Below are 21150 nucleotides of genomic sequence, written 5' to 3'. Positions count from 1 at the left end.
GATATGTACAAGGCAAAAGACGGATCGGAGATTTTCATCATCGATGGGCATGTGCATCTGTGGGATGCGAGCCCGGAGAACATCCGCAATATTCACGGCAAGCAGTTCATCGACTGTTTCTACGGCTACCATGCGTCGCTCTCGCCGCCGGAACAGCTGTGGACCGCGGAAAAATTCGCCAAATACGGCGCGGAACAGATGGTCAAGGACCTGTTCATCGACGGGCCGGATGACATGGCAATATTTCAGCCGACCTATCTCAAGGATTTCTACAAGAACGGTTTCAACACGCTCGAGCAGAACGCCATTCTGTCAAAGCGCTACCCCAACCGTTTCATCCTGAACGGTGCGTTCGATCCCCGTGATGGCGAGGGGGGGCTCGAGGCGCTGGAGGCGCAGGCGGAGACCTATAAGCTCAGGGGTGTGAAACTCTACACCGCCGAGTGGAAGGGCGACAGCCGGGGGTACAAATTATCCGATCCGGCGGCCTATAAATATCTGGAGAAATGTGAGAAGCTCGGCATCAAGAACATCCACGTCCACAAGGGCCCGACGATCATTCCGCTCGACCGCGATGCGTTCGATGTCGCCGATATCGATCATTGCGCCACCGATTTTCCGAACCTGAATTTCATCGTCGAGCATTGCGGTCTGCCGCGTCTCGATGATTTCTGCTGGATCGCGACGCAGGAATCCAACGTCTATGGCGGGCTTGCCGTGGTGTTGCCGTTCATTCACTCGCGGCCAGGATATTTCGCCAAGGTGATTTCGGAATTGCTGTTCTGGATCGGTGAGGACAAAATCCTGTTCGGGTCCGATTACGGCATCTGGACGCCGCAATGGCTGGTTGAAAAATTCATGAACTTCGACCTGCCGGACGAAGTGATGAAGGAGACCGGCAAGGAACTGACGATGACGGCGAAGCGCAAGATCCTTGGTGAAAACGCGGCGCGGATCTATGGCGTCGATATCGCCAGCCAGCGGGCGAAGCTCGACCGGATGGAACAGGTCGCGGCGTGAGCCTCAGCCTCGAGGCGCGCACCCAGGCGGTGCGCGCCGCTCTCGATCAGGTGACCGATCCGGAACTCGATGAGAGCGTGGTCGAACTCGGCTTCATCACCGGCATCGATATTGCCGAAACCGGTGCCGTGGACATCAGGTTCCGGCTGCCGACCTATTGGTGTGCGGCCAATTTCTCATATCTGATGGCGGCGGACATGCGCGATGCGGTGCGGGCACTGCCGTGGGTGGCATCGGTCGCGGTGACGCTCGATGAGCATATGTTCATCGATGCGATCAACGACGGCATCGCGCAGGACAAGGATTTCGGCGATGCATTTCCGACCGAGGCCGGCAATGATCTTGCCAGTATCCGCCTGCAATTCGGCCTGAAGGCGATGGAGCGGCGGCAGGAGGCGTTGCTGCGGCATCTCCTGGCGGCCGGGCATGATCCGGTCGCCTTTCTGTCGCTCGATATCGCGGGGTTGGAGGCGTTGCCGCTCGATGCGGCGGGTGCGGCGCTCAGGCGGCGCTATCTCGAACGGCGCGGCCTGGCCGGGGGCTTGCCGCGCGCGCTGGTGACCAGCGCAGGCGAGCCGATCATGCACGAAACCTTGCCGGTCTATCTGCGCCATATCAGCCGGGTCGGGTTGAATGCGGAGTTCAACGGCGCGCTGTGCCGCGGGTTGCTGGCGGTGCGGTATGCGACCCCGGCAGCATTGCCGGCGGAACCCGACCTCGCTGATTTCATGCGCCAGGGCATCGTTCAGACCGCACGGCCGTAATAGATCGCGGCGACATGCGTGGCTTCGGCGAAGAAGAGCCAGCGCTCGATGAACAGGCCGGCACCGGTGCAAATTGCTGCGAGCGGGGCGGCGATCATCGGTGCGATACCGATCGCCGCCAGTAGCGCGAACAGAAAGGGCAGGCCGAAGGCGACGACCAGGGTGATCCGGCGCAGTTTGGCCGCGTGCTTGCGCGCGATCTGATAGCCCATTTCGCGCAGGATATAGTTTTCGGTGAAATGCGGCTGATCGAGCGGTGTCACACTGCCGAACGCGGCGAGGCCGGTCGCGGATGCGAGGGTGGTGAGCGGGGCCTGCCGGTCTATGAAGCGCCAGTATCCGCGTTTGGCGACCGCCGCGACCAGGGCGGCGAGGGCCGCCAGTGCGCCAGTGAGGCGCGCATGACTGGTCCAGATGCCGGTGAAGGCGGCGAGCATCGTGGCACCCGAAAACGCGGCAAAGATCAGGTAATCCGGCGCGGTATGCCGGTTGTGCCACTGCCGGATCGGCTTGAGACTGGCATAGATCATGGCGGTGCAATACACCGTTCCGAGCGCCAAGACCGCCGCCAGCAGGCCGAGCACGCGGGTGGCCGGCGCGCCGGCGCCGGCAAAATACCACAGCGCCGCAAAGCCGAACGCCGGCGGATAGGTCAGGATCGAGGCGACGCCTTCGCGCGACAACCACGACGACCGCCATTGGCTGAACGCGCGCCACGCCCGTTCCGGCCGGCCGAGATGCAGCGTCGAGGCGAGCAGGCCGCCGCTCGCGAAAGCCAACGCGATCATGACGGCGGCCGGTAGAAACCAGGGCGCGTGCGGCAGCAGTCCGAGCGCGCAGAACAGCCCGAGCCAGGCGAGCAGACCGTAGCCGAAGCCGGTCAGCGTGGTCAGCAGGAGAACCGAGCTTGCCGGGGTCATCGCGAGAGCACCCGGTCGACCAGGGTGAGCAGGGCCGCGCCGAATCCGGTGCCGCTGCGGACCGGTGTTTCGGTTGCGCGCGTCGGGATCATGGCGCGGCGCGGCGGCAGGTATTTATTGACCGGGTTGTATCCGAGCTCCGGCATCAGATCGACACCGCCGCGGGCCGCGACCAGCTTCGAGACATCGCTCGAAGGATCGCCCAGATCGCCGAAATGCCGCGCGCGCGAGGGGCAGGTTGCGACGCAGGCCGGTTCACGCTCGGCCTCCGGCAGGCTGGTGTTGTAGATCCGGTCAATGCAGAGCGTGCATTTTTTCATCACGCCCGCATCCTCATCGAACTCGCGCGCCCCGTACGGGCACGCCCAGGAGCAGAGTTTGCAGCCGATGCAGATATCGGTGTTGACCAGCACGATGCCGTCTTCCTCGCGTTTGTACGAGGCCCCGGTGGGGCAGACCGTTACGCATTGCGGCGTCTCGCAATGCAGGCAGGAGCGGGGAAAATTGACGGTGCGGCCGCCGCAGCCATCGTCCTGGCCGGTGGCCTCGTAGGAGTGGATGCGGTTGAACCACACGCCATCGGGTTCGGCGCCGTATTTGTCGTAATCGGGCAGCGGTGCGGAATGGCCGCCGGTGTTCCATTCCTTGCAGTTCACCGCGCAGGCATGGCAGCCGACGCAGGTATCAAGGTCGATCACCAGGCCGAGTTTTTTGGCCCCCTCGATCGGTTGCGGGAGCGAGGTCATTCCGCGCCCCTCCCTGGCGTGTAGGCGGATGGCGGGAACATCGGTTCCGTTGCCTCCTGCGTGTCGGGCGCGCATTTTTCGATCCGCACCGTCACGTCGAACCAGGCCGCCTGACCGGTGACCGGATCGGAGTTCGAGGCGCGGTGACCCGCACCATCCTCGGGCAGATATTCGGAGATGATGTGGTTGAGCAGGAAGGCGCGGCGGGATTCCGGTGCCGCCTCGGCGAGCGCCCAGGCGCCGGTGCGCTTGCCGATGGCGTTCCACGTCCACACCGTGTTCGGGTTCACGCCGTCCATGATCCGCACCTGGCATTTGACCCGGCCGTTGCGCGAGACCAGCTCGATCCAGTCGTCATCGGCCAGATCATGCGCTGCGGCCAGATCGCGGTGCAGATAGAGCCGGTTTTCCGACAATATCTGGCGGAGCCACGCGTTCTGCGAGCCCCATGAATGATACATCGCCATCGGCCGCTGGGTGATCGCATGCAGGGGAAAGCGATCAGGGTCGGTCATGCTCTGCTCGATCGGCGGATACCAGATCGGCAAGGGGTCCATCATGCTGGCGATCCGCGCCCGCAGCCGGGCGGGCGGGATGCGGCTGCCGTGACCTTCGGCGGCGAGGCGGAACGTCTGGAGGATTTCGCTGTAGAGATGCAGAACGATCTGATCATCGGACTCGATCAGCCCCATCGCTTTCGCGCCGCTCAGATAGGCGCGGTTCGCGTGTTTGTAATAGAGCTGCTCGGCCGGCAGATGGAGCTGCCAGAAACCGTGATTCTCGACATAGCGGCGCAGCTGGTCCGGGTTGACGGCGCCCTTGCCGATCGCGGTGCCGTCGGCGCCGCGAAACCCGGCGAGCGGGCCGACGCCGGGTTTGCGCTCGTGGCGGACCATGTAGTCGGCGTAGGATTGGTAGCGTTTTTCGCCCTGGTCATCGACGAATTGCGGCAGGCCGAGCCGGCCGGCCAGATCGATCAGCACGTCTTGAAACGGCCGCACATCGCGGTCCGGCTTGAGCACCGGCACCCGGATGGCATCGGCCGGCCCGTGCGCCGAGCCGATCGGCCGGTCGAGCAGGGAAATACAGTCGTAGCGTTCGAGATAGGTGGTGTCGGGCAGGACCAGATCGGCGTAGGCGACGGTTTCCGAAGCGAAGGCATCGGCGTAGATCACGAAGGGGATGCGGTACTTGCCGTCCGGATCATGGTCGGTCAGCATGCGCATCGTCTCGCCGGGATTCATCGCCGAGTTCCAGGCCATGTTTGACATGTACAGAAACAGCGTATCGATTTTATCGCCGCCGCCGGCATGGGCTTCGGCGATCGCCATGTGCATCAGGCCATGAATGCCGAGCGGTGCCTCCCATGAAAACGCCCGGTCCAGCCGCAGCGCTTCGCCCTCGTCATCGACCAGCAGATCCGCGGGACTGGACGGGAAACCGAGCACCGCTGCGCTCAGCGCGCCATCCGGATCGTGCCGGTCACCGCCCGGTGCCGGGCCGCCGGGGATCGGTTTCGGATAGGGTGATTTATAGCGCCACGAACCCGGCGTATCGACCGCGCCGATCAGCATCTGCAGCACGTGGATCGCGCGGCATGACTGAAACCCGTTGGAATGGGCGGAAATACCGCGCATGGCGTGCATCGCGACGGGCCGCCCCGTCATGGTCGAATGGGTGCGCCCTTCCGTATCGGTCCAGGGCTGATCGAGGCGGATCGCCTGGTTGAAGGCGATTTCGGCAATCTCGGCGGCGATGCGGCGGATATCGGCGGCATCGATGCCGCAGCGCGTGGCGACCGCTTCCGGCGCGTATTCGGGTGCGGTATAGCGCGCCGCCAGCACGTCGAATGCCGGGCGGGCGTTGCGGCCATCGCTCGTCGCGAAGCGGCCCAGCAGGGCCGGGTCGGTGGCGGTGGCCATCGCATCCGTCACGCTGTGCGTCGCGCGATCGAAGGCGAGCGGCTTGCCCGCCGCGTCGCGCAGGAACAGGCCGTGATCGGGCGCGCCCGGATCGTCGATCACCAGATAATGGGCATTGGTGTAGCGGATCAGAAATTCGGTATCGATCGACCCGGTTTCGAGCAGGCAATGGATCAGCGCCAGCACGAACAGGCCATCGGTGCCCGGCGTGATCGCGACGAATTCATCGGCGATCGCCGAATAGCCGGTGCGGATCGGGTTGATCGAGATGATCTTGGCACCGCGCTCCTTGAGCTTGGCCAGACCCAGCTTGATCGGGTTGGAATCATGGTCCTCCGCGACGCCGAACAGCAGGAACAATTTGGCGTGCTCCCAGTCCGGCTCGCCGAATTCCCAGAACGCGCCGCCGACCGAATACAACCCGCCGGCCGCCATGTTGACCGAACAGAACCCGCCATGGGCCGCGAAATTGCGCGTGCCGAACATGCGCGCGAACAGACCGGTCAACGCCTGCGACTGATCGCGCCCGGTGAACAGGGCGAGTTTATGCGGATCATCGGCGCGGATGGCGGCGAGCCGGTCGGTCGCGATGGCCATGGCCTCGTCCCACTCGATCTCGATGAATTCGCCCGCGCCGCGCGGCCCCACGCGCTTGAGCGGCTTGCGCAGCCGCGCCGGCGAAATCGCCGTCATGATGCCGGCCGAGCCCTTGCCGCACAGCACGCCGCGGTTCACCGGATGATCGCGGTTCCCCTCGATATAGCGGAGCCTGCCATCCTTGAGATGGACTTTGATGCCGCAACGGCAGGCGCACATGTAGCACGTGGTATAGGCCACCGCATCGCCGACCGGCGCCGCATAGTCGATCTTGTCTTTGGGCATGGGACACCTCTGGCCCCCGTTATGCCGGGGATGAGCGGGGTCAACCATCCGTCCGGCGCGATCGAACCGATCGGTCAGGCCGATCGATGCCGCCGGTTTTGTGCGGCTTCGCAGATCGCGGCGACCAGGGCATCGACATCGGCTTCGGTAGTGCGGTGATTGACGATGGCGGCGCGCAGCACGCGCTTGCCGCCGATCAGCGTGGTCGAGACGACGAATTGCCCCGCCTCCTGCAGATCGGCCGCGAGGTCGCTGTTCAGCGCATCGAGGTCCGGCCCGCCGTCGTCATAGCGAAAACACACGATGTTCAGCGCGACCGGGGCGGCGAGAACCAGCATCGGGCTCGCCGCAAGCGCCGCCGCGAGGCGTTGCGCGAGGTCGCAGCCATGATCGACGATGGCACCCAGCCGCGCGGTGCCATAGGCCTTAAGCGTCATCCACACTTTCAGGGCGCGAAACCCGCGCGAGAGATCGGGCCCTAGGTCGCACGGCCAGGGCGCACCGCCCGCGAGGCCGCGCGCCGTGCTGGTCAGATACGAGGCGGATTGCGCGAAACTGTCGAGCATCCATTGGCGCTCGCGCACCAGGATGCAGCCCGAATCATATTGCACCTGCGCCCATTTATGAAAATCGAACGCGACTGAATCCGCCTGCCCGATGCCATCGAGCAGCGCCGCGCGGGTGGGTGACAACGCGAGCAGCGCGCCGAATGCGGCATCGACGTGAAACCACAGCCCGTGCCGCGCTGCCAGTGCGGCCAGTGCGGCCAGATCATCGATCGCGCCGATATCGACGCTGCCGGCTGTGCCGATCAGCAGAAACGGTGCGCATCCGGCCGTGCGATCGGCAGCGATCCGCGCCTCCAGGGCAGCGAGGTCGATCCGCCCCGCGCCATCCGTGCCGATCCGGCGCAACGCGGCGCTGCCCAACCCCGCCATGTCGAACGCGCCGGGCACGCAGCGGTGCACGCCCTCCTGAGCGTAGCCGACCAGCGCGACACCAGCCACGCCATCCCGCCGCACAGCGGGGCCGCAGAAGCGCCGCCGCGCGCAGAGCAGCGCGATGAAATTCGCGATCGACGATCCGGTCACCATCAGGCCGCCGGCGGTCTCCGGCAGGCCGAGCATGGCGGCGGACCAGGCGATCACCTGGCGTTCGACCGCGAGGCCGACATGATCGCGCCCGCCGCAATTCTCATTCAGCCCGGCCGCGAGCAATTCCGCCAGCATTCCCACCGGATTGCCGCCGCCCTGTACCCAGCCCATGAAGCGCGGATGCGTGTTGCCCGACGCGTAGGGGGCGATGGTTTCGGTGAACCGCGCATAGGCCGCCTCGGCGCCGGTGCCTGCAACCGGCAGTGCGGCGGTAAAGCCCGACCGGATCGATGGCGGCATCGGGCGCCAGACCGGAGAGGCCGATAATCCCGCCAGCCGATCGATCATGTCGTCCATCATCCGATGGCCGAGCGCGCGCAGGCCGCTCCAATCGTCAGGGTCGAGTGTGGTCATGCCCGCGTGCTTATCGAGCCGCGGTGCGGCGGTAAAGGGTTGCGCCCGGCCGGTTGCGACGCAATCTGTCGTGCGGACATTTGAGGAGACATTCATGCAATACCGCAAACTCGGCGACAGCGATCTGACCGTATCGGAGATCGCCCTCGGCTCGTGGCTGACCTATTCCGGTGGCGTCGAAAAGGATCAGTCGATCGCCTGCGTCAAACGCGCGCTGGACCTTGGCATCACGCTGATCGACACCGCCAATATCTACGGCAAGGGTGCCGCCGAAACCGTGCTGGGCGAGGCGCTCGCCGGCGTGCGGCGTGACAGCTACGTGCTGGCGACCAAATTGTTCTTTCCGATGACCGAGACCGACAAGGGTCTGTCGCGCGCGCAGATCGAAAAACAGCTCGACGCCTCACTCGAACGGCTCCGCGTCGATCATGTCGATCTCTACCAGTGCCACCGCTATGACCCGGAAACGCCGCTCGACGAAACCATGGAAGCGCTGACCGCAGCGGTGAAATCCGGCAAGACCCGCTATATCGGGTTTTCGGAATGGCCGGTCGAGAAAATCCGCGAGGCGACCGAGATGATGGGGGTGACGAAATTCGTCTCCAGCCAGCCGCAATATTCGATGATCTGGCGCAAGCCGGAAGACGCGGTGATCCCCTATTGCGCCGCCCACGGCATTTCGCAGATCGTCTGGTCCCCGCTCGGCCAGGGTATTCTGACCGGCAAATACCAGCCCGGCGCCAGGCCGCCGGCCGGGTCGCGCGCGACCAGCGCGAGCATGGGGCATTTCCTGCAGGATTTGACCGAGCGGCGCGCGGTGCTCGAGGCGGTGCAGGCGATGCAGCCGCTGGCGCAGCAGGCCGGGTTGACGCTCGCGCAGTTCGCCCTCGCCTGGGTGTTGCGCGAGCCCAATGTCGCCGCCGCGATCATCGGTGCGTCGCGCCCCGCGCAGATCGATGAGAACGTCAAGGCATCGGGTGCGCAGGTTGATCCGGCGCTGTTCACCCGCGCCGAAGCCCTGTTGGTGCCCGCGCTGCAAGCGGCCTGATCAGGCGCGGTTCGCCGCGCCATCGAACGGGTGAACTGGCTGGTCGTGCGGGTGGATCAGGTAACGGCGGATGACATCGCCGTACCCCTGATAGACCAGCCCGCCATTCTCCTGCAGCAGCCGGTGGCGTTCCTGGCGGTACCAGCGCGGCAGTTGGTACCACGGCAGGCCGGGGCGCTCGTGATGGGCGCTGTGCAGATTGTTGAACAGGAACAGCCAGCCGAGCAGCCCGGCGTTCTCGACCACGGCGGTCCGCTGCGCCGCTTCGGGCGCGGCGCGGTGCTCGGCGAACGAGCGGATCATCAGCAGCGCGGTGCCGGGCAGGATGAACAGCAGCGCATAGTGCAGCGGGCTGATGCCGCACACCGCGACGACCCAGACCACGATGAGCGTTGCGACCGGCAGATGCGCCGCCCAGGCGGCGCGCACGCCGGGCTCATCGCGCCACAGGCGGCCAGCCTCATGCCATAAAAACCGCGCGATCATCCAGGGCGGCCCGATCAGCAGCCGCCCGGCCAGCCGTGCCGAGCCGTGCACCATGATGCGCGCGGCCGGATGCAGGCGGTGCCAATCCGTTGCGGTCCAGTAATGGGTTTCAGGATCTTCGAGCGGATCGGTCAGATATTCGTTGCGATGATGCGCGATGTGCAGGGCGCGGTAGCGGTCGAACGGCAGGAACAGCGCGAGCGCGGGCAGGCCGAGTGCCCGGTTGACCGCGGCGGCGCGGGTCGGATGACCGTGGATCAATTCATGCTGCACCGAGCCATGCCAGGCGATGATCCACGCCCCACCGATCAGCTCCAGCGGCCACGGGATCGCCGCATGAAACCAGGTCAGGCCGAGCCAGAGCCCGTAGATCACGATCGTCAGTCCCAGCGTCGGCCATTCGATGGCCGGAACGATCTGGGTTGGGTGGGGTTTTTCATGCGGTTTCAAATCGATTGGGAGCATGGGGTCGGTTTAAAATCAGAATGAAATGATGGAAACGTGCGAGTTGTAGACAGAACGCGTCATGTGATGATAACTCACGCATCACGATGATGATGATCGACCATGGTTCCTGATCGCCGGATCGCCGCGCCCGCGTTTCGCGACCGCCTGCTCGACGTGATTGCCCAGCGGGGCATGACGCAGGCGGCGTTTGCCCGCGCCACCGGGCTCGATCGATCGACGCTGACGCAATTGCTCAGCGACCAGACCCCCCGCCTGCCGCGCGCGGAAACGCTGGTGGCGATCGCCACCGCCTGCGGCGTCTCGACCGACTGGCTGCTCGGCCTCAATCTGCGCGAACAGGTGACCCAGGCGAGTTTCGGCGAGATCATGCAGATCGAGCCGCATGAGGGCCTGCCGATCGATGACCGGATGTTTCAATGGATGGTCGAGACCGCCGGCAACAAGATCCGCACCGTGCCGGTCGGTTTCCCCGATCTGTTGAAGACCGAAGCCGTGCTGATGCATGAATATCGCCACGCCAGCGGCGATGCGCCGCCCCGCTGGGACAGTGTGACCAGCCGGCTGGAATATCTGCAACGCCCAGAGACCGAAATCGAAGCCTGCGCCGCGGTCCAGGCGATCGAGGAATTCGCCGCCGGCCGGGGTGTCTGGGCCGGTCTGGCGGCGGCCGACCGGGCCGAGCAGATCGCGCGCATCCAGGCGCTCAGCCGCGAGCTGTACCCGAGTTTCCGGCTGTTCCTGTTCGACCGGCGGGATTTGTACTCCGTGCCGTTCACCGTGTTCGGCACCGCGCGCGCGGCCGTGTTCATCGGCGGATTTTATTTCGTGTTCACCTGGACCGAGCATATTCGCGCCCTGATCCGCCGGTTCGACCAGCTGGTGCGCGGCGCGGTGGTGCAACCGCCCGACATCGCGGCGTTTTTCTCGAACCTGAAAGTGTCCCCGGATTGAGCCAGAGCCCCAGGGCGCCCGTCGTCGAACTCGGCGCGCGCCTCACGATCGATGACCTCGAAGCACTCGCCCATGGCCGTGCCGGGCCCGCGCTCGCCCCGGCCGCGGCATCGCGCATCGCCGCCGGACGCGCGGTGGTCGAGCGCATCGTCGCCGCCGGCATCCCCGCCTATGGCGTGACGACGGGGGTGGGCAGCCAGAAGGATTTCGCGGTCGATCCCGCCACCATCGCCGCCTTCAACGACCGGCTGATCACCGCCCATGCCACGATCGCGCCGGCCCCGCGCGCCAGCCGCGCCGGGGTGCGGGCGGCACTGGCGATCCAGCTGCACATCATGGCGTCAGGGCGTACCGGCGTGCGGCCGGTGCTGGTCGATGCGCTGCTGGCGCGGTTGCAGGCGGATGACCTGCCGGATGCGGTGCTCGGCTCATCGTCGGGCATGTCGGATATCGTGGCGATGAGCCAGTTATCGCTCGGCATCATCGGCCGTGCCGGCGTCGGTCCCGGCGGCAGCGGCGCGGCGTCGCTCGACGGGCTGGCCGCGAAGGAGGCCCTGTCGCTGCTCAACAGCAACGCCTTCACCCTCGGCCTCGGCAGCCTGGCGCTGGCCGGGGCGCGGCGGCTGTTCGCGGTGCAAAACCTCGTCGCCTGCCTGTCGCTCGAAGGGTTTCAGGGCAATGCGGCGTCGTGGAGCGAGGCGGTCGATCAGGCGCGCGGCCAGCCGGGGCAGAGTGCGGTGGGCCAGCGCCTGCGCGCGGCGCTGGCCGGCGGCGCGCTGCTGGCCGGCGGGGTGAACCGCTTGCTGCAGGACCCGCTGAGCTTTCGCTGCGTGCCGCAAATCCACGGCGCGGCGGCGGCGGCGCTCGATTTCGCCTGGGATGCCTGGGAGCGCGAGCTGAACGCGATCCCCGACAATCCGCTGGTGCTGTGGGGTGATGACGCCCCGGCGCCGTTCATCTCGCACGGCAACATGGACACCACGCTGCTGGCCTTGACGCTCGATACGCTGCGGCTCGCTTTGGCCAGGCTGTGCGATGCCGCGGGCGAGCGCATCCATAAAATCCAATGGGCGCAGTTCAGCGGTTTGCCGACCGGGCTGGCCGGGCACGACGCGGCGGATGGCGGGGTACAGTTTCTCAACCTTGGTCACATCGCGGCCGGTTGCCTCGCATCGGTCCGGCAGGCGGCGAACCCGGCGGTGCTGAATTTTCGCGGCCAACTGGGTGACGGGGTCGAGGATGTCGCCGGCAACGCGCCGGTCGCGGTCGATCAGCTCGAACAGATGCTCGCCCCGGCGTGGAACCTCACGACGATTGAAGCCGTCTGCGCCGCCTGGGCGATTGCACGCCGCGGCATCGATCCCGCGACTCTGGGCGCCCGCACCGGGAAGCTGTTCGCCGCGCTGCTTCCGCTGCTGCCGATCGGCGTGGAAGGCCAGGCGATTTTCGACCTGAGTGCGGCCCGCGCCATCGTGATCGCCGCTTCATGAGCGCCGCGCCGGTTGCCAGCTTCGCGATGTACGATCTGCCGCCGTTGCGCCCCGCAATCGATAGGTTCTGGGCGGCGCTTCGCGACCGGATGCGGGCCCGTGGCATCGCATCCGTGCCGGACACCCTGGCGCATGACCGACCGCTGGAGGCGATCTGGCATGATCCGGCCCTGATCCTGGCGCAGACCTGCGGCCTGCCGTTCATGACCACCCTGCGCGATACCGTCCGTCTGGTGGCAACGCCGTGCTACGATCTGCCCGGCTGCGATGGGGCGGATTATTGCAGCTTCATCATCGTGCGGTCCGATCATCCGGCCCGGCGCGTTGCCGATCTGCGCGGCGGCATCGCCGCGATCAACGGCTGGAACAGCCAGTCCGGCATGAACGCGTTGCGCGCGGTGGTGGCACCGGTCGCCGGTGGCCCATCGTTTTTCCGGCGCGTGCTGGTGACCGGCGCGCATCGCGACAGCCTGCGCGCGGTGCGCACCGGTGCGGCCGATATCGCCGCGATCGATTGCGTCACGCATGGGCTGCTGGCCGATCACGCGCCCGGCGAACTTGCCGGCATCCGGGTGCTGTGCCGCTCACCCGCCACGCCCGGCCTGCCGCTGGTCACCGCCGCCGCGACGCAAGATGAGGTGGTGCAACGCATCATCGCGGCGCTGGAGACTGTGATGGACGATCCGTCACTGGCCAGTGTCCGCGCGATCCTGCATATCAAAGGGATCGCGCGGCTCACCGCCGCCGATTACGCGCCGATCCGCACCATGGGCGAAGCCGCCGCGGCGTGGGGCTATCCGGCACTCGGCTGAGCGAGGAGACTGGCTTGAAAATCGATCCGCACCGTTTCCGCATCAAACCCGGCGACACCGTCCGGCTGCACAAGCTGCCAACCGAAATCGAGCCGTTCTTCGATTCCAAAAAGAGCTACAAAAAACTGCTGTCCGACCATGTCGATCAGTTGAGCGCCCAGCAACAGCTGCTCTACGCCTCGAACCGCCATGCCATCCTGCTGATCTTTCAGGCGATGGACGCAGCCGGCAAGGACGGTGTGATCAAGCACGTGATGTCGGGCGTCAACCCGCAGGGCTGCCAGGTGTTCAGCTTCAAGCACCCAAGCGCGCTCGAACAGCAGCATGATTTCCTGTGGCGCACCACCCGCAACCTGCCCGAACGCGGACGGATCGGGATCTTCAACCGCTCCTACTACGAGGAAGTGCTGATCACCCGCGTGCATCCCGACATTCTGACCCGCGAGGCCCTGCCCGACCCGCCGCCGGACAACCCGCATGACATGGGCGCGTTCTGGGATGCCCGCTACCGCTCGATCAACGATCTGGAGCACCACCTCACCCGGAACGGCACCAGGATCATCAAGGTGTTCCTGCACCTGTCAAAGGACGAACAGCGCAAGCGGTTCCTTGCACGGATCGACGATCCGGCAAAGAATTGGAAATTCAGCACCGCCGACATCGAGGAACGCGGCTTCTGGGACCAGTATCAGGCCGCCTACGAAGCCTGCCTCGATGCGACCAGCACCGCCGAGGCGCCCTGGTACGTCGTGCCGGCCGATAACAAGCACAACGCCCGTCTCATCGTGTCACAGATCATTCTCGACACGCTGACTGCCCTCGATATGAGCTACCCGCACACCGATCACGCGCGACGCAACGCCCTGCTCGAGATCCGCAAGCAATTGCTGGCCTGACGCCGTTGCGCGATAGGCGACACCCAAGCCAGGATCACTGCACCTGCGGGCTGGGCACCGGCATTGTGCCAAGGGTCTGGCCGGGCACGGCCGGGGGGCCGACCAGCGCGGGGCCGGCGCCGGTGGCCGGGGCCGAGCCGCCGAGCGGTTGGGCGACGATGCCGTTGTTGGCATTGTAGGCGGGCGGCAGGGTGGATGCGGCGGGAGCCATGCCGGGGGTGGGGCTATAGGCGAGCCAGTCCGGCAGGCTCTTCTGGATCTGGTATTGGAGTTCGACGTTCATATCCGCCATCATGCGCTTGGTCAGCGCATAGAGCGCGGCGCGCATCCGATCGGGTGTTTCGTTGGAAGGCGCGGTTTCGCTGCGCGACACCGTCGCATCAGCATAGCCGACCCGCTGGCCGTTGCTGGTACTGACGCTGAGCTCCACCGTCATGGTGCCTTCCAGATTATCGCCCACCTGATGCAGGGCCGCGCGCTTGATCGTGAACGTCGCCGAACCGGGGCTGCCATCGCCGATCAGGCGTTCACGGGCCATCCGCTCGAGCACGGCGGCCGGTGCCTCGGGCGCGGTGGCGATCAACTGGGCGGCGTTGGGACCGGGCATATATTCATCGCGCACCGAAACGCTTGCCACTTTCAGCGTGATCTGCGGCAGATACGTGTATTGCAGTTCGGGAAAACTGGTCTGCACCGGCGGGCCGCTCGAGCATGAGGCCAGGCAGAGCGGCGCACCCAAGGCAAGAATGACGGCGAGATTGATCGGCTTCATGGTTGGTTCTCCCGGCGTTCGGCTGGTTCGGCGGGCGCGATATCGGCCCGCGGGAAGCGGAAATCGACGTTGCAGAACTCGCAGGTCATGGTTATGTCGCCGTCGATCGTCATATGGTCGAGGTCGTCTTCGGAAAACCCGTGCAGCACGTCGGAAAGCCGGGCGCGCGAGCAGCGGCAGCCATAGGCGAGCGGGCGGGGCCGATCGACCGCGACACCCTCCCCATGAAACAGGCGGTACAGTAGCCGGTCGGGCGGCAGCGCATCATCGAGCAATTCCGCCTCGGTGATGGTCGCGGCGAGGATTTTGGCGGTGCGCCAGGCTTCCTCCTGCGCCTCTTCCGACAATTCCGGGTCGATGCCGCCGGCGCCGGCGATGCGTTCGATGATCAGCGCGGAAGCCCGCCACCCGGCCGGTGTCTCGGCGCAGGCGAGATGGATGGCGCAGGCGAGCTGTTCGGAGGTCGCGAAATAATGCAGCGCCATATCGGCCAGCGTGTCGCCTTCAAGGCTGACGATGCCCTGGTGGCGTTCGGTGTCCGGCCCCTGATCGACGGTGAAAGCGAGGTAGCCATCCCCCATCAGCGCGCGCGCAGTGGGTGCTTCGGGCATGGTCGCATCCTCGCCGAGCCGGGCGTAGCCGCGCAGAGCGCCGGCATCGGTACAGTCGGCCAGCAGCATCGGCACCGGTCCGTCGCCTTTGGCCTGGAGCGAAAACGTGCCGCTGAATTTCAGCGCGGTGGCCAACCCGGCGACCAGCGCCAAGGCTTCGCCCACCATGGTGCGCAACGCGTCCGGATGGTCGTGCCGGGTCAGCAGCGCATCCGCCAGCGGCCCAAGCCGGACCAGGCGACCACGAACCGGTTGTTTTGGCAGGAAAAACGGCGTGACACCGCGCGGCACCGCGAGGTCGGGCACATCGGGACGGTTACGGTCGAGAAAATGGGGCAGTGTGCTCATGGCCCATAGATAGAGGCAGGCGCGGCATTTTGCCATTGCCCGCGTCGAGCAGGAAGAAAGGTCTTCTTTTTTGAAAAAAAGAAGCAAAAAACTTTTCGGCTCAAGGCACGAGCCATGTCACCATGCCAGTCCCAGATCAAAAAAGTTTTTTTGCTTCTTTTTTTAAAAAAAAAGAAGTGCTTCCAGCCCTCCCCGATGCCGCCCGCACACACCCCAGGCCCAAAACCGCATGTGGGCGCAACCATCGATCAAACCGCTTGCCCCGCGTGCCGCTGCACGGTAGCGATGCGCCATGACGGAGCATGACGATGGCGATCTGATCGCGGCGATTCACTCTCTAGCGCGCGCGAGCGTGCTGGTGGTCGGCGATCTGATGCTGGATCGTTATGTTTATGGCCGGGTCGAGCGGGTCAGCCCGGAGGCGCCGGTGCCGATCCTCTCGGTGAGCCGCGAAATTTCGATGCCGGGTGGCGCGGGCAATGTGGTGCGCAACCTGACCGCGCTGGAAGCGGCCACCGCATTCGTCTCGGTGGTGGGCGATGACCAGGAAGGCTCCGATCTGACCGCCCTGATCGGCGGGCAACCGAATGTCGAGCCGTGGCTGTTGGTGGAAAACGGCCGCGCCACCACCGTGAAAACCCGCTATATCGCCGCCGGCCAGCATCTGATCCGCGCCGATCGCGAGCTCGTGACCCCGCTGCCCGCCAAGCTCGGCGAGCGGCTGCTCAAAATCGCCTCCGATGCGATGGCGGCTACGTCGGTCACGGTGCTGTCGGACTATCGCAAAGGCGTGCTGGCACCCGATCTGGCACGCGCGCTGATCGCCAATGCCGCCGCGATCGGGCGGAAAGTGGTCGTCGATCCCAAAGGATCGGACTGGTCGCATTACGCCGGTGCGGATGTGATCACGCCCAACCGGCGGGAACTGGCCGCGGCCACCGGCCTCGACCTCGATGACGAACCGGCGATCGTCGCGGCGGCGCGCGGGTTGATCGCGCAATTCGAGTTCGGCGCGGTGCTGTGCACCCGCGCCGAAGACGGCATGAGCCTGGTGACTGCGACCACCGAGCGGCATTATCCGGCCGAAGCCGCCGAAGTGTACGACGTCTCCGGCGCGGGGGATACGGTGGTCGCCGTGCTCGCGGCCGGGCTGGCAGCCGGCCTGTCGCTCGAAGTCGCGGCCCGGCTGTCGAACATCGCGGGCGGGCTCGTGGTCGGCAAGGTCGGCACCGCGGTCGCACGACCGAACGATCTGATCGATGCGGTCAAGCCGGCATCCGGCGCCTTGCGCAAGGTGGTGACACGCCAGGTGGCCGCGGAAGCCGCCGAGCGCTGGCGCCAGCGCGGCTGGCGGGTGGGTTTCACCAACGGCTGTTTCGACCTGCTGCACCCCGGCCATATTCATCTGCTCGAACAATGCCGGGCGGCGTGCGACCGGCTGATCGTCGGGATCAACGCCGATAGCTCGGTGCGCCGCCTCAAAGGGGCGAGCCGCCCGGTGCAGCCCGAAGCCGCCCGCGCCGCCGTGCTCGCCTCGCTCGCCAGCGTCGATCTCGTCGTCATCTACGAGGAAGACACGCCGCTCGAAGTGCTGGAAATCATCCGGCCGGAGGTGCTGGTAAAAGGGGCTGACTACACCCACGATACCGTGGTGGGTGCCCGTGAAGTCGAGTCCTGGGGCGGGAAGGTCATGCTGGCGGATCTGCTGGCGGGCCATTCGACCACGGCCACGGTGCAGCGCCTGCGCGGCTGATCATCTCGACAGCGCCGCGTCGTTCACGCACAATGGCGCGATCTATTTGCAGGAGTAACGGATGACGAACGCATATCGGAACTGGATCGCCCCGCGAGCCGACGAGGAGGATGCACCGGAGGCGGATCCGAAGGACACCGACCGGAAGGAGCCGAAAGCGCCGGGTGCCGAGTTGGAGAACCGCCTGTTCAAGCAGCGCAAGGTCCTGATTTTCGGCGAAATTCACGACCGGATCGCCCGCGCGGTGACGGGTCAGTTGCTCGCATTGTCGGGTGCCGCGGATGAGCCGATCGATGTCTATGTCAATTCGCCGGGCGGCCATGTCGAGAGCGGGGATACGATCCACGACGTGATCCGCTACGTCGATGCCACCTCGCCGGTGCGGATGATCGGCACGGGCTGGGTCGCCAGCGCGGGCGCGCTGATTTTCCTGGCGGGCCACAAGGACCGCCGGTTCTGCCTGCCGAACACCCGCTTCCTGCTGCATCAACCGATGGGCGGTGTACGCGGCCCGGCGACCGACATCGAGATCGAGGCGCGCGAGATCATCAAGATGCGCGAGCGGATCAACCGCATCATTGCCCGTGAAACCGGCCAGAGTCTCGAGCGGGTCGAGAAGGATACCGACCGGAATTACTGGATGGGTGCCGACGAGGCGATCAAATACGGCATGGTTGCCAAGGTGGTGCACAGCGCCAAGGAACTCGAGGCCGGCTGAACGCGTGCCACCCCGCCGCGCCATGGCGTCGCGGGGTGGCCGACGGCCAGACAACAACCGCCGCCAATCGAATGTCGCGCGCCCTTATAGTTTGGGGCCAAAATAGTCGCTGGTGAGCCGGAGCAAAGTTGTGTAGAGAGCAATGCCCACCGAAATGGGCAGGTCACTGACAAGAAAATTCAACAGGAGAGTCGTCTTGGATCAAACAATATCACGGCGCGCCGCCATCGGCGCGCTTCCCATCGCCGCCATCGCACTCGCGATTGCCGGCGTCGGCACCGCCCAGGCTGCGCCGGTCCTGCATGTCACAAAATCCGTCGTGATCGCTGCGCCCGCAGCCAAGGTGTGGAGCATCATCGACCAGTTCGGCACGCTGACCTGGGTGCCGGCCGTCAAATCCAGCAGTGCGACCATGGGCAACAAGCCCGGATCGGTCCGTACGCTCAATCTGGGTGGCCCGATCGTCACCGAGCAACTGAAGCACTACAGCGCGGCGCGGATGCGCTACAGCTACATCATCCAGCCGACCGAATCGAACATGAAGGTGCTGCCGGTCAGCCACTACTACTCAACCATTTCGGTAACCAGGCTTGGCGCTGACAAGACCCGGGTCACCTGGACCGGCAGCTTCAAGCGCGCCGATCTTTCGGCGCATCCCAAGCCCGGCATGGACAACAAGGCGGCGATCACCGCAATCACCGGCGTCTATTCCACCGGGCTTGCCAATCTGACGCCGCTCGCCGCACAGTGATGTTCGTTCGATCCGGCGGTATCGCCGCCGGATTGTTTCGATCGCACCGATAGGCATCCGGCACCATGGCGAAGCCGAATACGCTCCTGAAACGAACGAGCAATGCGCTGCTCGATCATGTGGCCACCCTGGGTCAGGGCACGCCCGGGTCGGACAGCGCGCTGGCCCGGCAGTTCGATGTCAGTCGCACAACCGTCCGCGCGGCGCTCGAACGTCTGATTACCCTCGGTGTGCTGCGGCGCGAAAACGATGGGGTGGTCATCGCACGCCTTCCGGTCAGCAGCGATTATTTCGACGATGCCGAGACCAGCGGCCCGCAGGATCAGATCGAGCTGATCTTCATGCAGCGCGTGCTGCTGGGGGATTGGCGGCCCGGCCATGTCTTTTCCGAAGCCGAGCTGGCCCGTGACAGCAACGCCAGCACGGTCTCGGTGCGGGAGTTTTTGATCGGGTTTTCCCGGTTCGGGCTGATCGCCAAACAGCCGCGCGGCGGCTGGGTGTTGCAGGAGTTCCACGACGGTTTCGCCGCCGAGGTGGCCGATATGCGCGAACTGATCGAAATGGCCGCGATCAACCGCGTCCCCGCCGGTCAGGATCCCGAATTCGCCGCCGCCGCCGATCTCATGATCGCGCGCCACCGCGCTATCGAGGCGGCCCTCGCCGAGCGGTACGCCGAGTTCCCCACACTGGATCGCGATTTCCATCTCTGGCTGATCGGCCATCTGCAAAACCGCTTCGCGCGCGATTTTTTCGATATTGTTTCGTTTCTGTTCCATTATCATTACCAATGGGACAAGCAGCAGGAAACCGAACGCAGCCGCATCGCGATCGCTGAACATCTGGCCATTCTGCTGGCATTGCGCGCCGGCAAGCGCGATGCGGCGACGCGTGCGATGGCAACGCATCTCGCAACGTCGCGCCGCTCGCTGCAAGCGGGATTGCGCCGCGAAGCCGCCTGAGGCCGCGCGCGGCATCGCCCTATTTGAGGCTGACGATGCCGTAGGCCAGGGTCTTGAACTGATGCACCTTCGGATGCCCCAGCACATCGATCCGGCCCTCGCCATACATCGTCACGTTCGCCACCTCGCTTGCGAACACGCGCAGATTGCCCTGGCCGCGCACCAGCATTGTCACCGTCCTGGCGTGCAGCCCACCGGCGTCGATCGAGCTCACCCCGCGTGAAATCAGCGTGAATCGCCCCACCGTGCCAGTCAACGTGGCCGCGGCGGCGCCGTTATTGGTCAGCGTGAATGCCGTGCCCGTAAGACCCGTGACGCTCGCATGCACCAGGCCCCGCAGGCCGAGCGCGGTGAGTCCGGGCGTGGTGATGGTGATGGTGACGGTCTGGTGTTTCGGCAGATCGAACCCGTGCGGCCGGTCGATACGCAACACGCCCTTGACCACCCCGATCCGCAGATTGTCGATCAGGTACCGATCGCCCGCGAGCTGCACCGACTGCGCGGTACCCTGGCTGACGTGCAGAATGAAATGACCATCGACCCGCAAGGAAGTGAACGCCGCCACGGTGCGCGTCGCGGTGATATCGGCCGCCGGGGCTGACGCGGTTGCGATGAGCACGGCAACCATGGCCATCGCGGTCCGGATCAGCCCTGTCATGAAATCATCGATCCTGTCTCCGCCGCCTTCACCCAGGCTTCCGGCCGGTCAGTTGAACTCGACCAGACCGATCCCGCGTCTCGACACGTCCCTCACCGTCGGATCACCCGCGACATGGGCCGTGCCAACCCCGCTGACACTGACATGCACAACCCGGCTGGCATAGCCCCGCACCACCCCGGTGCCATCGATTTTCAGCGTCAGATCATCGGTGATCAAGCGTTGCGCATCGACCTGCCCGGCACCGCTCACGGAAACCACCGCCCGGCGCACCGTCCCGCTCATGGTCAGGCGTGCCGTGCCCGATACTTCAAGGGCGAACGCCGCCCCGCTCAGCCCGCGCAGATCGCCGCTGGCCATGCCGTTGACCGCCACCTGATCGAGCCGTGGCGCCGTGATGATCAGGCGGACGGTATCATCGTCGGCGGATAACGCGCCGCTTCGCAGGCCTACGACCAGCACGCCATCGTTCACGCTCAGGCGAAGCCGTTTCAGCGTGGCGGCACCGGCGGTTGCGACCACCGATTGGTGCGGCGCCTCGGTGAACAGGACGCGCGCCATGCCATCGATCCGGATCGCATGGAACGGCGCCAACGCCGGATGCAGTGTCGCCGCCGCCGCCCCGCGCACAAGCCCCAATCCGATAGCGAGGGCCATCACCATCGCA

Annotated in this window: 21 protein-coding genes; 11 read left to right on the top strand and 10 right to left on the bottom strand. The window is 65.6% G+C overall.

Translation table 11 applies throughout. The annotated features are described in order from the left end of the window. Positions 1-3 precede the first annotated feature (3 nt). Positions 4-1020, top strand: coding sequence for an amidohydrolase family protein (locus tag AruPA_RS07940; RefSeq protein ID WP_265636131.1), 1017 nt, complete (start codon positions 4-6; stop codon positions 1018-1020). After that, the gene (locus AruPA_RS07935; protein ID WP_265636130.1) at positions 1017-1784 is read left to right on the top strand and encodes a metal-sulfur cluster assembly factor; all 768 of its coding nucleotides are present in this window, start codon (positions 1017-1019) and stop codon (positions 1782-1784) included. The genes AruPA_RS07940 and AruPA_RS07935 overlap by 4 nt, the downstream gene beginning before the upstream one ends. Here the strand turns inward: AruPA_RS07935 and AruPA_RS07930 are convergent. From AruPA_RS07930 to AruPA_RS07915, 4 genes are all read right to left on the bottom strand, one after another. Next, positions 1766-2704, bottom strand: a complete 939-nt coding sequence (locus AruPA_RS07930; RefSeq protein ID WP_265636129.1) for a DmsC/YnfH family molybdoenzyme membrane anchor subunit — start codon at positions 2702-2704, stop codon at positions 1766-1768. The two genes, AruPA_RS07935 and AruPA_RS07930, sit on opposite strands and share 19 nt — an antisense overlap. Then, positions 2701-3450 (bottom strand): 4Fe-4S dicluster domain-containing protein, encoded by a 750-nt coding sequence (locus tag AruPA_RS07925; protein ID WP_265636128.1) that lies wholly within the window; start codon positions 3448-3450, stop codon positions 2701-2703. Before AruPA_RS07925 ends, AruPA_RS07930 begins: the two co-directional genes overlap by 4 nt. Further along, positions 3447-6254: a molybdopterin oxidoreductase family protein gene (locus AruPA_RS07920; protein ID WP_265636127.1), complete on the bottom strand. Its 2808-nt coding sequence runs from the start codon at positions 6252-6254 to the stop codon at positions 3447-3449. Before AruPA_RS07920 ends, AruPA_RS07925 begins: the two co-directional genes overlap by 4 nt. A gap of 74 nt (positions 6255-6328) precedes the next feature. After that, positions 6329-7762 carry a pyridoxal-dependent decarboxylase gene (locus AruPA_RS07915; protein WP_265636270.1) on the bottom strand — a complete coding sequence of 478 codons (1434 nt, stop codon included), beginning with the start codon at positions 7760-7762 and terminating at the stop codon, positions 6329-6331. Between the two features lie 94 nt (positions 7763-7856). Here AruPA_RS07915 and AruPA_RS07910 point away from each other — a divergent pair, with 94 nt between their 5' ends. Continuing rightward, positions 7857-8810, top strand: coding sequence for an aldo/keto reductase family protein (locus AruPA_RS07910; RefSeq protein ID WP_265636126.1), 954 nt, complete (start codon positions 7857-7859; stop codon positions 8808-8810). Here AruPA_RS07910 and AruPA_RS07905 read toward each other — a convergent pair whose 3' ends face one another. Continuing rightward, on the bottom strand, positions 8811-9761 hold the full coding sequence (locus AruPA_RS07905) for a fatty acid desaturase (protein WP_265636125.1): 951 nt from the start codon (positions 9759-9761) through the stop codon (positions 8811-8813). 102 nt (positions 9762-9863) lie between these two features. On the opposite strand from AruPA_RS07905, the gene AruPA_RS07900 reads away from it, so the two are divergent. Genes AruPA_RS07900 through AruPA_RS07885 form a run of 4 tightly spaced genes read left to right on the top strand, consistent with a single transcriptional unit; the run spans position 9864 to position 13913 of the window. Next, the gene (locus AruPA_RS07900; protein WP_265636124.1) at positions 9864-10715 is read left to right on the top strand and encodes a helix-turn-helix domain-containing protein; all 852 of its coding nucleotides are present in this window, start codon (positions 9864-9866) and stop codon (positions 10713-10715) included. Beyond that, complete coding sequence (locus tag AruPA_RS07895) at positions 10712-12205, top strand: aromatic amino acid lyase (protein WP_265636123.1); 1494 nt, start codon at positions 10712-10714, stop codon at positions 12203-12205. Before AruPA_RS07900 ends, AruPA_RS07895 begins: the two co-directional genes overlap by 4 nt. Then, positions 12202-13017, top strand: a complete 816-nt coding sequence (locus tag AruPA_RS07890) for a phosphate/phosphite/phosphonate ABC transporter substrate-binding protein (RefSeq protein WP_265636122.1) — start codon at positions 12202-12204, stop codon at positions 13015-13017. Before AruPA_RS07895 ends, AruPA_RS07890 begins: the two co-directional genes overlap by 4 nt. A 14-nt stretch (positions 13018-13031) precedes the next feature. Next, positions 13032-13913, top strand: coding sequence for an ADP-polyphosphate phosphotransferase (locus tag AruPA_RS07885; protein ID WP_265636121.1), 882 nt, complete (start codon positions 13032-13034; stop codon positions 13911-13913). A 34-nt stretch (positions 13914-13947) separates the two neighbouring features. Here the strand turns inward: AruPA_RS07885 and AruPA_RS07880 are convergent, their stop codons facing one another. Genes AruPA_RS07880 through AruPA_RS07870 form a run of 3 tightly spaced genes read right to left on the bottom strand, consistent with a single transcriptional unit; the run spans position 13948 to position 15889 of the window. Further along, complete coding sequence (locus tag AruPA_RS07880; RefSeq protein WP_265636120.1) at positions 13948-14685, bottom strand: hypothetical protein; 738 nt, start codon at positions 14683-14685, stop codon at positions 13948-13950. Further along, on the bottom strand, positions 14682-15644 hold the full coding sequence (locus AruPA_RS07875) for an Hsp33 family molecular chaperone HslO (protein WP_265636118.1): 963 nt from the start codon (positions 15642-15644) through the stop codon (positions 14682-14684). Before AruPA_RS07875 ends, AruPA_RS07880 begins: the two co-directional genes overlap by 4 nt. Beyond that, positions 15641-15889, bottom strand: coding sequence for a hypothetical protein (locus AruPA_RS07870; RefSeq protein ID WP_265636117.1), 249 nt, complete (start codon positions 15887-15889; stop codon positions 15641-15643). Before AruPA_RS07870 ends, AruPA_RS07875 begins: the two co-directional genes overlap by 4 nt. Positions 15890-15936: 47 nt before the next feature. On the opposite strand from AruPA_RS07870, the gene rfaE1 reads away from it, so the two are divergent. The 4 genes from rfaE1 (at position 15937) to AruPA_RS07850 (ending at position 19825) form a co-directional block, all read left to right on the top strand. Then, a complete protein-coding gene (gene rfaE1, locus AruPA_RS07865) occupies positions 15937-17397 on the top strand; it encodes a D-glycero-beta-D-manno-heptose-7-phosphate kinase (protein ID WP_265636116.1) in 1461 nt (486 codons plus the stop codon). Between the two features lie 61 nt (positions 17398-17458). Next, a complete protein-coding gene (locus AruPA_RS07860; protein ID WP_265636115.1) occupies positions 17459-18115 on the top strand; it encodes an ATP-dependent Clp protease proteolytic subunit in 657 nt (218 codons plus the stop codon). Positions 18116-18311: 196 nt separating this feature from the next. Then, complete coding sequence (locus tag AruPA_RS07855; protein WP_265636114.1) at positions 18312-18866, top strand: SRPBCC family protein; 555 nt, start codon at positions 18312-18314, stop codon at positions 18864-18866. A gap of 65 nt (positions 18867-18931) precedes the next feature. Further along, positions 18932-19825 (top strand): GntR family transcriptional regulator, encoded by an 894-nt coding sequence (locus AruPA_RS07850; protein ID WP_265636113.1) that lies wholly within the window; start codon positions 18932-18934, stop codon positions 19823-19825. Positions 19826-19844: 19 nt separating this feature from the next. Here AruPA_RS07850 and AruPA_RS07845 read toward each other — a convergent pair whose 3' ends face one another. Then, the gene (locus AruPA_RS07845) at positions 19845-20483 is read right to left on the bottom strand and encodes a head GIN domain-containing protein (RefSeq protein ID WP_265636112.1); all 639 of its coding nucleotides are present in this window, start codon (positions 20481-20483) and stop codon (positions 19845-19847) included. Positions 20484-20531: 48 nt separating this feature from the next. Then, positions 20532-21140: a GIN domain-containing protein gene (locus AruPA_RS07840; protein ID WP_265636111.1), complete on the bottom strand. Its 609-nt coding sequence runs from the start codon at positions 21138-21140 to the stop codon at positions 20532-20534. Positions 21141-21150: the final 10 nt, after the last annotated feature.

This window comes from Acidiphilium sp. PA (assembly GCF_026191915.1).
In the GTDB taxonomy this organism is placed as follows: Bacteria; Pseudomonadota; Alphaproteobacteria; order Acetobacterales; family Acetobacteraceae; genus Acidiphilium.
Note: the sequence above shows the minus strand (reverse complement) of the source record. Positions and strands in the feature narration are given on the sequence as shown.